Origin of the sequence: Gilliamella sp. W8145 (genome assembly GCF_016101145.1) — a bacterium.
Lineage (GTDB): Bacteria > Pseudomonadota > Gammaproteobacteria > Enterobacterales > Orbaceae > Gilliamella > Gilliamella apis_A.
Genome location: NZ_JACFRC010000001.1, coordinates 283,015 through 295,631, shown reverse-complemented (window position 1 = coordinate 295,631; position 12,617 = coordinate 283,015). Strand labels below are relative to the sequence as shown.

7 protein-coding genes are annotated in these 12,617 nt (G+C 33.5%); 4 read left to right on the top strand and 3 right to left on the bottom strand.

Translation table 11 applies throughout. The features are described 5' to 3' along the window. Position 1 precedes the first annotated feature (1 nt). The 3 genes from H3T80_RS01280 to H3T80_RS01270 are packed head-to-tail and all read left to right on the top strand — an operon-like array spanning position 2 to position 3,064. Complete coding sequence (locus H3T80_RS01280; protein ID WP_198199438.1) at positions 2–1,021, top strand: methionine ABC transporter ATP-binding protein; 1,020 nt, start codon at positions 2–4, stop codon at positions 1,019–1,021. After that, on the top strand, positions 1,021–1,692 hold the full coding sequence (locus H3T80_RS01275) for a methionine ABC transporter permease (RefSeq protein WP_367274791.1): 672 nt from the start codon (positions 1,021–1,023) through the stop codon (positions 1,690–1,692). The genes H3T80_RS01280 and H3T80_RS01275 overlap by 1 nt, the downstream gene beginning before the upstream one ends. A gap of 13 nt (positions 1,693–1,705) precedes the next feature. Further along, positions 1,706–3,064: an FAD-binding oxidoreductase gene (locus H3T80_RS01270; protein ID WP_198199421.1), complete on the top strand. Its 1,359-nt coding sequence runs from the start codon at positions 1,706–1,708 to the stop codon at positions 3,062–3,064. A 478-nt stretch (positions 3,065–3,542) separates the two neighbouring features. On the opposite strand, the gene H3T80_RS01265 is transcribed toward H3T80_RS01270, so the two are convergent. Next, on the bottom strand, positions 3,543–5,177 hold the full coding sequence (locus tag H3T80_RS01265; protein ID WP_198199419.1) for a hypothetical protein: 1,635 nt from the start codon (positions 5,175–5,177) through the stop codon (positions 3,543–3,545). A gap of 1,276 nt (positions 5,178–6,453) precedes the next feature. Further along, positions 6,454–8,241 carry a hypothetical protein gene (locus H3T80_RS01260; protein WP_198199417.1) on the bottom strand — a complete coding sequence of 596 codons (1,788 nt, stop codon included), beginning with the start codon at positions 8,239–8,241 and terminating at the stop codon, positions 6,454–6,456. A gap of 387 nt (positions 8,242–8,628) precedes the next feature. Here H3T80_RS01260 and H3T80_RS01255 point away from each other — a divergent pair, with 387 nt between their 5' ends. Then, positions 8,629–9,717: a hypothetical protein gene (locus tag H3T80_RS01255; protein WP_198199415.1), complete on the top strand. Its 1,089-nt coding sequence runs from the start codon at positions 8,629–8,631 to the stop codon at positions 9,715–9,717. Positions 9,718–10,006: 289 nt separating this feature from the next. Here the strand turns inward: H3T80_RS01255 and clpB are convergent, their stop codons facing one another. Further along, positions 10,007–12,577 (bottom strand): ATP-dependent chaperone ClpB, encoded by a 2,571-nt coding sequence (gene clpB, locus H3T80_RS01250; RefSeq protein ID WP_086363919.1) that lies wholly within the window; start codon positions 12,575–12,577, stop codon positions 10,007–10,009. Between the last annotated feature and the right edge of the window lie 40 nt (positions 12,578–12,617).

Below are 12,617 nucleotides of genomic sequence, written 5' to 3'. Positions count from 1 at the left end.
TATGCAAACTAGCCCATTAATTCAGGTAAAAGATGTTTCGGTACAATTCGAAGCAAATCAGCAAGTGATTGAAGCCGTAAAAAAGGTCTCATTTGATGTTAATCAAGGCGAGATCTTCGGTATTATAGGATCGAGCGGCGCAGGCAAAAGTACATTAGTAAGAACGCTTAATCGGCTTGCAGATCCCTCTTCTGGACAAATCATTATCAATGGTGTTGACATAAAAACCTTGCGCGGTCGTCAACTGCAAGCATTTCGTTTTCAAGTTGGGATGATTTTTCAAAACTTTAATTTGGCGTCATCGAAAACTGTCTATGAAAATATTGCATTTGTGCTTAAAGCTGCCGGAAAAAAAGGAGATGCAGTAAAAAATAGAGTCACCGAATTACTTAATTTAGTTGGGTTAAGCGATAAGGCTAATGCCTACCCTGCCGAACTCAGTGGTGGGCAAAAGCAGCGAGTTGGCATTGCTAGAGCGCTTGCCAATGATGCTAAAATTCTATTATGTGACGAAGCGACGAGTGCATTAGATCCAACTACCACTAGCGCAATACTTGATTTATTAAAAGAGCTCAATCAAAAATTTGCATTGACCATAGTACTAATTACCCATGAAATTGATGTGGTTAAAAAGATCTGTCATCGAATTGCGGTAATGTCACAAGGCGAAATAGTGGAAATGAACACTACATTTAACCTTTTTGCTGGACCTAAACAGCCCTTCACGCAAAAATTTCTCAATATTGATGAAAACACTCATTTACCAGATATCATCAAACAAAATGCCAAAGGTAAATTAGTACGTTTACGTTATATTAACGAAAATACTACCCAACCAATACTATATCAATCAGCAATTGAAACGCAAGTGGCATTCAATATTTTGCATGGCTTTATAGAGTATTTTGATAACCAAGCGTTAGGTAATTTAGTAATCGAAATTATTGGGAAAACAGATAATATTCAAAATCTGATAACAAAATTAGAGCAGCAAGAAGTTATTATTGAGGAAATAAATTAATGATAAAGCTCACCATTGCCGAAATGGCGCAAATGTTATGGCAAGCAGCTTACGAAACATTTATCATGGTAAGTTGGTCATTATTAGCTGGTCTAATATTCGGTACACTCATAGGTTTATTGCTGTTTTTAATGTCAAATCAATTCTTTTTCAAAAATAGAATTATCAATAGTATCGCTAATTTTATCATCAATGCCACTCGTTCAATTCCTTTTTTGATTTTAATGGTTACCGTACTACCTTTGGGTGCATTACTCGTCGGCACAACTGTAGGCCCTAAAGCGGTAATTTTCCCGCTTTCACTTGCAGCTATCGCATTTTATGCTAGGTTAGCTGAAAATGCATTTAGTCAAATAGATAAAGGGGTGATAGAAGCAGCAGTAGCAAGTGGTGCATCGCATATCCGCATTATATTCGGTATATTATTTCCAGAAGCGATGGCACAATTGATTCGACACGCAACGGTTACCACCATTTCGCTTATTAGTTTTAGCTCAATGGCTGGGGTTGTTGGCGGTGGTGGTATTGGTGATTTAGCCATTCGTTATGGGTATCAACGCTATGTAACCGAAATCCTCATTTTATGTATTATTATTCTTATTTTTATTGTGATGGTGATCCAATACCTTGGTGACAAGTTAGCCTACCACTTCGATAAAAGTTATAAATAGTCGGAAATTCAGCATGAACAAACTCACAGACATTATTACAGATCCTAAACGTATCATTGCAAAAAATGCGATTCCACAATCACATCTAACTGATGGTTTAAAATTAAAATATGGCTATGCCGATATATTAGTCTACCCCAAAACCACAGCAGAAGTAGCTGCGATTGTTAAATACGCTAATACCAATAATCTTAATATTACCACTCGTGGTGCTGGTACTAACTTAGTCGGCTCGACTATTCCTAATGGCGGTATTATTCTTGATTTATCTTTAATGAATCATATTGTGGAACTGGACAAGCAAACATTCACCGTTACCGTACAATCGGGTATTTTACTGCAAGACCTACAACAGTTTGTTGAAAAACATGACCTTTTTTATCCGCCTGATCCGGGCGCTAAAAATGCCACCATTGGCGGAAATATTAGTACTAATGCAGGTGGTATGCGGGCAGTAAAATATGGTGTAACTCGAGATTATGTGCAAGCAATTGAAGTTGTAATGGCTGATGGTAGTGTGTTAAATATTGGTAGTAAAAATGTTAAAGACAACACTGGACTAGCCTTAAAACATCTCTTTATTGGCAGTGAAGGTACCTTAGGTATCATCACGCAATGTACTTTAAAACTGATAGCTAAACCAAAAGTATCACAAACCATTATTGTTGGTTTTAATACTATTGAACAAGCCATTAGTAGTATTACCACCGTACTACATACCCTTACGCCGACTGCATTGGAGTTTGTTGAACGTAAAGTCGCACAATGGGGCGAACGGTACTCTGGTTTTAAATTCCCGCTACCAAATAGCCAAGCTTATCTAATTATTATGCTTGATGGTTCCGATCTACAAACCATTGAACAACAACGCAAACTGCTATTAACTAATTTAGGCGATTGTGACTATTTTGTTGCCGAAGATAATAATCAAACTAATCAAATCTGGACGATTCGAGGTTCGTTAGTACGTGCAGTTGAAGCAATAACAGAACAAGATCCAATCGATATAGTGGTACCAATAAATCGCATTAGCGATTTCATTAATTTCACCAAACAACTTGAAACACAAACCCACATGCGTATGTTAGCCTTTGGTCACGCTGGCGATGGTAACATTCATCTATGCATTTTGCGTGATAATCGTGATGACAAACAATGGCAATCTGATCTGCAAAATGTTCACCAAGCGCTTTATCAAAAATGTCTTGAATTGGGAGGATTGCCTTCTGCAGAACATGGCATCGGAACGGCGAAAGTAAGTTATTACAATGCTGCAATTCCTGAAGCAAATCGCCAATTAATGCGTACAATTAAACAACAGTTTGATCCTAAAAATTTACTGAATAATCAGGTTTATATGACTGTAGTTTAAGTTTACTAATATTAATATTCTGACAATTTATATTAGATGTAATGATCTAAAGCAGAGTTAAAACGCTTTATAACCGTTTTAATTATTTCATAGACAAATTTGAGAACAGGTTTTTTTAAATTCTAAAAATCCCTTTTAATTAATGATTAAAAAGACTAAGTAACTATTCACTAATAAGTTACTTATCTTTTATATAAAAATTTGATATCTAACCTAATATCTGTTGCTGACAGAAATTTTTATATAATCATTAAAAACACATCTACTTCTTAGCAGTTAGGTAATTATCTATCCAACACGTTGACAACAATTAATTCTTTTTGTTCGTTGAACTGAGTGGAACTTATTAGTCTACACTATGTTTTAATCATAAAAATAATTAGAAATAATTCTATTTGATTGAATACTTAAGAGGATAAATTTGTTGCCAGTTTTTTCACTGGCAACAGTGGTGAGTAATTACTGATGGAAAGTAACTTTACGGGCTAACACAAGCTGCCCGATACTGATAGTCATAAGAATCATAAACCATAGGTTCGCCTACATTCATAGGATTGACTAATGGTTTTGCTTCATCCTCAGAGTCAGTAACATCTTTAGCCAAATTGTCAGTCCAATATGCATATGAATCCCAATCACTACCAGAATAACCACTGCAACGGTACTGATCACTACCTGCAGCATTCCAATCATTAACTAAACATCCCCATTCATTATTTATACCACCTACCCAGTTACCAGCTGAAAGGTAGCTTAACTGACGACGATACGCTTTAGAACCCCTACCAGCAATACCGCTATTCCAGCCATAGCGATATCGATTAGCATTAGTAAAGTCGCTAATATTTGCCAAACGATAATTAGCACCTAAACTTGAACAATAAGCACGAGCTTTTGCTTGATAAGACTGCGCATCGCTCTTTGACCATTTTCTCGCATCACCTTCACCATAAGTAACTTTAGGTTGCGGAATATACCAACGCATTATTTTAAATTCATATAATGTGTGTGTCTCAGCACTATCGGTATAGAGTTTAAAAGTAGCGGGATTAAATGTTTTAGTGTTAGAACCACTATGTGGTCCAGATAATGTAACTTTTAATGCTGGCTCATTATTCCAATAAGGAATGGGAGCAGGTAATCTGTCATCATGCCTCCATTTTGGTGTAGATTCAACAGATAGTGATAACTTCACCCTACCACCTTCTTTAGCGATTATCGTACTACCATTGGCGGCTAACATCTCTTCTGGTGTTGCTCCTTTAAGGAGTAAATAAAAATATAAGCCATTTGAGCCAGTACTTGGAAAGTTATTATTGTAGACTGAATTTTCGCCTTCATATTCACCACTAGTATGCGCATTTCTTACTTTAAAACCTTTACTTGGAAAACCTCTATATTCATTATCTGAAAGCTTGGCTGAATCCCAAAGAGGGCCATCATAATCTACATTGATCATATTGTTGCCATAAGAAGCGTTATCATAAAGTAAATTCGGCTGAGCATAACAGACTGTTGGCAACATTTTAGCACTTATATAGTAAGTATGACTTTTTTGAGTAAAAATATTGTTATTAGGTTTGCCGTATTCAGTTTTTAATTCACCATTACTAGTACTTATCGTTAAGCGATATGGACTATCACATAAACTAATCATTTCTCTAGGATTATTTTTTACTGTTGAAGTAATGTCAATATACGCATTTTGAGCATTAATATCGGGCACTTTCGGATTCCGAGCCTCCCATTTCAAACTGATATTACCGCTAGCTGTTGCAGTAACATTACCATTTTCATCAAAACCATCACCATCATCATCAGCATAAAAGTTAAACGGCGAGCCCAGTAAATCAGAAATTTTCACTTGCGGATAATTAGGATTTCCTTGTTCAGTGAATGGAATAATGGTTCTAATCCTTGTAAAAGACTGTTTTGAATGAGGTAAATATATTGGATTAGTTATACTTGAAACATCATCACTAGGAGTGATAACTTTGCCATTAGAAAGAGTAATGCTTAATAAAGAATCACTATTATCAGCTTTAATGCTGCCATTACCTAAAGTTAAATAAGGTTGAGAACCTTGTATACTTTCAGCTGTAGTGACATTCAAAGCATAAACAGAATTAACCGTGATAATTATGAAAAAAAAACTGATTTTTGCCAACGGATTAAATAAATTTGAATTAACCTTTTGTATTTTCTTAGTTAATTTTACTATACTATAAATTGAAGACAACAAAAAAAACCGCAAATAACGACTAGATAATAATTTATCTTTAGCGAAATTGCATGGTAGTAAATGTTTAAATACTGAAAATATAAAACGATTTTCAATTACAAATTTAGAATAAATTCCCAACAATAGTATTGAAAATAATTTCAAGTTATGACTATTTTTTAAATAATTGTATTTAAACATACTCCGAATCCCATTTATTCACACTTCATTGTTTTATTGTTATAAAATTACTTTTCTGACAAAAATATAATCAAAACAAATTTGGTTATCTGTTTTGCTTTATATTTAATTTGGTAATACATGCATAAATTAATTTATGCTTACTAATTTTGAAGAACAACTGTTATTGATTTTTATCTATAATGATACAAACTTTATAGTGCAAAGGTTGCTCGAAAACACACTTGTACTATTCAATTGAGAGAACTACAGTTTTGAAAATTAAATGTCTGCAATTCAATGAATTATCTAAATTAATATTGCTATGGGGGGGAAGTGGTTCACATTAAGAATAAAAACAATTTTCAATTAAATAATTTGGATATATTTTGCAATTAATATTGTAAATAATTTCAAGTAATACTTAACTTCCAACTGACTGCAGTTTGACTAACCCAAGCAAATTATGACTTATATTATTGTTTTATATTAAAATATAAACCAATTTTTGACTAAAGCAGTATAATAAAAATAGCACATTTTATCAAATAGTAATTAGAGTTAATTTGTCAAGATATGTAAAGAACACTGATACTAATGAGTATTGTTATATTTAACTGTTTTAATATTTATTAATTATCTAGATAATACGGTTAAAAAACCTTTTCCTCAAATTTCTAACATTATTTACTAATAGGAGTTTTCTTAATGAATATAATGAAATTTATTACATTATTATGGATATTTTAAATAAAAAACTAACTAAACATTAATTTCTAATTAACTATAATGCTATTTAGAAAATATTTTGATAGAGGATTAATAAGCTATTTATAATTGATAGCAGTACGGTTGATGCAATAATTAATAGATTATAATCTATACAAATTTTCAAATCTTGTAGCACTTCGTGCTACAAGATTCGTATTCTTTTTCACATTTACCTTTATATCAAAATTTATTTCTCTATAACAAAAAGAGTTTTAATCTATGGTGTTACACAAGTTACTCCCAATTTTAATTCTTCTAAAGGAAAAATACGGATCGCAAATCCTAACCCATTATCTACAGTAGCTATTAAAGGGTCACCATCAAACCAGCCGTCAGTACTATATTCAACAATGTTTGTAGTCCAATAAGTTTCAAAGTTCCAATCACTTTCAGAATAACCAGAACAGCTCAAACACCCCCATTCATTATTGATTCCCCCAGCCCATTTTCCTAAAAAATCTACATAACTTAGCTGACGAAGAGCTCCACTAAATTGATTAGGAACTCCACCCATCCAAAAATCACCAAATCCATCAGCATTAGTCAAGTCATTAATGTCAGGTAAGTAATAATTGCTACCCAAATTTTTGCAATGATTTTTTGCTAGCTCTTGCTCTCGATAATAAGCATCTTTAGCCGTTCCATAACTAACATATGGCTCAGTGATATACCAACGCATTAATTTAAATTCATATAATAACTTTCTCTTACCACTATCTGCATATAATCTAAATGTCGCAGGTTTAAAACTTTTATCTATGGAATTATAACGTGGGCCAACCAACTTTACTTTTAATGCCGTTTGAACTGCACCATATGGATTTACTCCTTTATACTTATGCTCCCAATTTTCTGTTTTACCCACACTTAACGATAAACTCACATTACCACCTTCTACAGCTTTTACCGTACTGCCATTAGCTGCTAATACTTCATCTGGTTTTATACCTGCGAGTAATACATAAAAATGTAAACCATGTGATCCAGTACTTGGAAAATTATTGCGAGTTACACTTTCAGGACCATAATAATTACCACTATTACTAGCATTTATTACTCTATAACCTTGACTTGGATAGCCTCTATAATTCCCATTAACAGATTTTGCCGAATCCCATAACGGACCATCTAATGATATCCATGTTTCATTATTCGAAGCATTATCAAGAGCCAGATTGGGTTGAACATAACAGACTGATGGCGAGGAATGATTTGCTTTAAAATAATAATAATGATTTGCACCAATAAAATAACTCTTATTTGGCTGACCATACATTGTCTTTAACTCGCCATCACTGGCATTTATAGTTAAGCGATAAAGGCTATTACACAAACTAACGACAGCATTAGGATTGTTTTTAACAGTTGAGGTAATATCCATAAAAGCGTCTTTGGCATTAACATCAGTAAATCCGGGTTTTAGCACCTCCCATTTTAAACTGATTTGACCTGTCGCCGTCGCTATGACATTACCGTTACTAGCATAACCATCACCATCATCATCACCAAAATAGTTATACGGTGCTTTCAGTAAATCTGTCATATTTACTATAGGATAATTACTATTACCCGCTGTTGGTAACGGAACGATGGTTTGAATACTTGCATAAGTATCTTCTTGATGCGGTAATTCAATTGGATTTGTTAGACTTGATTCATCATTTAACGCATTGATGACTTTTCCATCGGATAAAGTTATACCCAATAAACTTTCTGTACTATCCGCTTTAGTGATACCTCCATCATAGGTGAGATAAGGAGCACTACCATGAATTTCATTAGCGGTAGTTATATTTAAACCATGTGCTGAATTAACGAGTATCGTTAATAAACTTGTTATAGCTAATATGGAGAATAATATTGGTTTTAAACACAGAAAGTGAGAGGGTAAATGTAAATTAACTGAATATGTTTTAACGGTAAGATTTTCTTTAAAAGAAGGCAATAAGTGTTGAATTGCAAATAGACGTGGCTGGTTGGCTTTTAAATAATTGTATTTTAACATTTTTCAGTCCCTTGCTATGACATATCATTGTTTTAATTCAACAAAATCACTTTCATTTGATTAAAAAGTATAAAGAAAATCATCTGTTTATTCAAACTTTGACCCGCTAATTTTTGTCAAGATATGTAAAGTAAAATTCTGATTATGTACTTTTGTACTATTTAGAATGATCAATTTTGCTAAAATGACTATTGAATCTCTTTTAAAAATATTTTGTGTTATGTAGTGACTATTAAGTTGATAAAAGTAATAATAATTCAATGGATGTAAAATAAACTGATTGCTAATTATAATGGATACTAAAACTAAGAATTTTGATAATTAAAAAATTCTTTTCTCAAATGTTGCTAGATCATAAAAAAGCAATCATTTTGAATGATTATTAATATGAAAAATATATTGTTTTTAATTTGTCTTTGTCTTTCGTTCTCAGGTAGATGTGCAATTTATGCATTTACTGACAATAGTTCCAATAAAGATATTACTTTATATTTCAATAGTAGCATTACTTCGTTACATTTCTTAATTGATAAGCGTAATCCTCACCAACTTTGGCAGTCTTTGGTACTAGATCAAAGTTCATTTAATGTAGATAACAAAAGTGTCGTTTTTTATAATACAAATTCTTCAAATACTAATAATAACCAACGCTCTTATATTAAATTAGATAATATTAAATTTGATCAAACTGATGACTATGGCGGTGACTATATAATTTTAAATCATGAGTTAACTGGGGTTTGGTTTGATGAACATCAACAACGCTTAAAGCCGATCAAATTGCAAAGAGATTTTTTCATCAATGAAGAAGATATTAGCAGCGAATTTAATAATATTGAATTATTACAATATGATAGCTTAGAAAACATCTACTTTACCGCTGTATTACGAAAACAAAAAAATGAAAAGATTAAGTTATATGGAATTAATATTTATGAGCAAGCATCCAACAAATTATTACAAAAAATCGAAAATTTGAATTATAGCTACAATTCAATTTATAGCATTCATCTACAAGATATTAATTTTGATGGCGTTGCAGATTTAGCAATTGAACGTTACAAATTTAATGCTAGACGAGGTTCCAATTATGATTATTATATCAACCATCATAATAAATTTATCGCAACTCATCTTTGGGGCAGTGATATAATCTTTAATCCAAAAGATAGATCGGCTGAAGGCAGTAAAGACTGTTATGATTTTGATGATCAAAATCACAGAGTCTTAACCAAAATAACTGCGATTTACGATTATCATAATTATCGATATGTTAATAAAAGCAATAGCTGCCATTATTATAATTTCGATAGTAAGCAAAATCGTCAATGCACTGATTTAGAATATAATAATTGTTTACTTAATCGTAATAATATTTATACTGAAAATCCTAGTGTAATAGGTGAAGATAATATTCTTTATAATGATAAAGTATGGTACAAAGGTAAATTAATACCTGGTTATATATACGACTAAGTACGATCTTTGATATTAAATTATAGAAAAATAAGAAGTCCACCTAAAGTCTAGGTCTTCTTTGTTAAATTAAGTTATTTTCAATTTTATATTTAATCACAAAGATTACATAATTTAGTTTTGATAAACTAAAAACCCCTTTCCTCAATTTTTTATCTAATTAAATGAGTTTGATTTTTTCATAAATAGGAATACTAATGCTATAAATAAAAAAGCCTGAAAATTAATTTTCAGGCTTTTTGGCTTTATTAATATTGTTGTAATTTCGACAACCAATCAATAAGTAGCTTTACTGTTTGGCAACAATATTACCATCATCCAAATCTAGATGAATCGTTTTACCCGGAACTAATTTGCCAGATAGAATCTGTTGTGCTAATGGATTTTCAATCTCTTGTTGTATTGCACGTTTTAATGGTCTTGCACCATAAATTGGGTCAAAACCAACTTTAGCTAATTGTTCCAGTGCGGCATCAGAGATATCCATTTCATATCCACGCTCATCAAGACGTTTTTCAACATGAGCTAATTGAATTTTCGCAATTGCTTTGATGTTTTCTTGTCCTAATGGATGGAATACCACAGTTTCATCAATACGATTGATAAACTCCGGTCTAAAGTGTTTAGTTACCACAGTCATGACTAACGCTTTCATCTCGTCGTAACTCAGTTCGACTTGACCTTGAATCAGATCAGAACCTAAGTTAGATGTCATGATAATTACTGTATTACGAAAATCAACAGTACGACCTTGTCCATCAGTTAATCGTCCATCATCCAATACTTGTAATAAGATGTTAAAAACATCTGGATGTGCTTTTTCGACTTCATCGAGTAAGATAACAGAGTATGGTCGTCGTCTCACTGCTTCAGTGAGATAGCCTCCTTCTTCATAACCAACATAACCAGGAGGTGCACCGATTAATCGAGCTACAGAATGTTTTTCCATAAACTCAGACATGTCGATACGTACCATAGCATCTTCACTGTCAAACATAAAGTTAGCCAATGCTTTGCAAAGTTCTGTTTTACCAACACCTGTCGGTCCTAAGAATAAGAAGGAACCAATCGGTTTATTCGGATCAGAAAGCCCTGCTCGACTACGACGAATAGCATTGGCCACAGCAACAACCGCCTCATTTTGACCAATAACACGTTTATGTAGGGCGTCTTCCATATGTAACAGTTTTTCTTTTTCACTCTCTAGCATTCTCGATACAGGAATACCTGTTGCTTTCGATAAAACTTCAGCAATTTCGTTATCGGTGACTTTGTTACGCAATAACTTCATAGTTTTACCTTCTAGCTGTGTGGCTGCTGCTAGTTTCTTCTCTAATTCTGGGATTTTGCCATACTGTAGTTCGGACATCTTGTTTAAGTCGCCCATTCGGCGAGCCTGTTCTATTTCAGTACGTGCTTTTTCCAACTCGGCCTTGATATTTTGAGTACCCGAAAGCGCAGCCTTCTCTGATTTCCACTCTTCTTCAAGTGATGCATAAGCCTTCTCTTTTTCAGCAAGTTCATCATTTAACATCTCAAGTCGTTTTTTACTTGCATCATCAGACTCTTTCTTGAGCGCTTGTTGTTCAAGTTTGAGCTGAATAATACGTCGTTCAAGCCGATCCAATGACTCTGGTTTTGAGTCCATTTGCATACGGATACTTGATGCTGCTTCATCAATTAAGTCGATCGCTTTGTCTGGTAACATACGATCGGAGATATAACGATGCGATAAGGTTGCTGCTGCAACAATTGCCGGATCGGTAATTTGCACATGATGATGCAGTTCATAACGTTCTTTTAAACCACGCAATATTGCAATGGTATCTTCAACTGAGGGTTCTGCTACATATACTTTTTGAAAACGACGTTCTAATGCCGGATCTTTTTCGATATATTGACGATATTCATCAAGCGTGGTGGCACCAACACAGTGTAACTCACCTCGAGCTAATGCCGGTTTTAACATATTACCAGCATCCATTGCTCCATCACTTTTACCAGCACCGACCATAGTATGTATTTCATCAATAAAGAGAATAATACTACCTTCGGCTTTGGCGATATCTTTAAGTACCGCTTTTAAGCGTTCTTCAAATTCACCACGATATTTAGCACCGGCAATTAATGCCCCCATATCTAATGATAATACTCGTTTGTTACGTAAACCTTCTGGCACTTCACGATTAACAATACGTTGTGCTAAACCTTCTACGATAGCTGTTTTACCAACTCCTGGCTCACCAATTAATACTGGATTGTTTTTAGTTCGACGTTGCAATACTTGAATGGTTCGGCGAATCTCTTCATCACGACCAATGACTGGATCAAGCTTGCCTTGTTCGGCTCTTTCGGTTAAATCAATGGTATATTTTTTCAATGCACCACGTTGATCTTCAGCATTAGGATCGTTCACGTTATCACTCCCTCTTACTTGGTTAACTGCTTGGCTAAATTTGTCTTTGCTGACACCTGCTCTCTTTAAAATATCGGTTAAATTACCTTTTTCATCTAATGCAGCTAGTATGAATAATTCAGATGAAATATAGCTATCGCCATTTTTTTGCGCTAATTTGTCACATAGATTCAAAATTCTTACTAATTCTTGTGATGGAATAACTTCACCACCAATGCCTTGAACTTGGGGTAAACGTTCAATTGCTTGATTTAATTCTTGTTGTAATGTCGCAATATTTGCACCTGAAGCCACCAGTAATGGATTAATCCCACTGCCTTCTTGATTAAGCATGGCAGATAATACATGGATGGGCTCTATATATTGATTGTCTTTACCTAATGCGATTGATTGCGCATCAGCTAAAGCTTGTTGAAATTTGTTAGTGAGTTTATCTAACCTCATATTATTTATCTCCTAAGCAATAAATTTGGATTAAATGTGT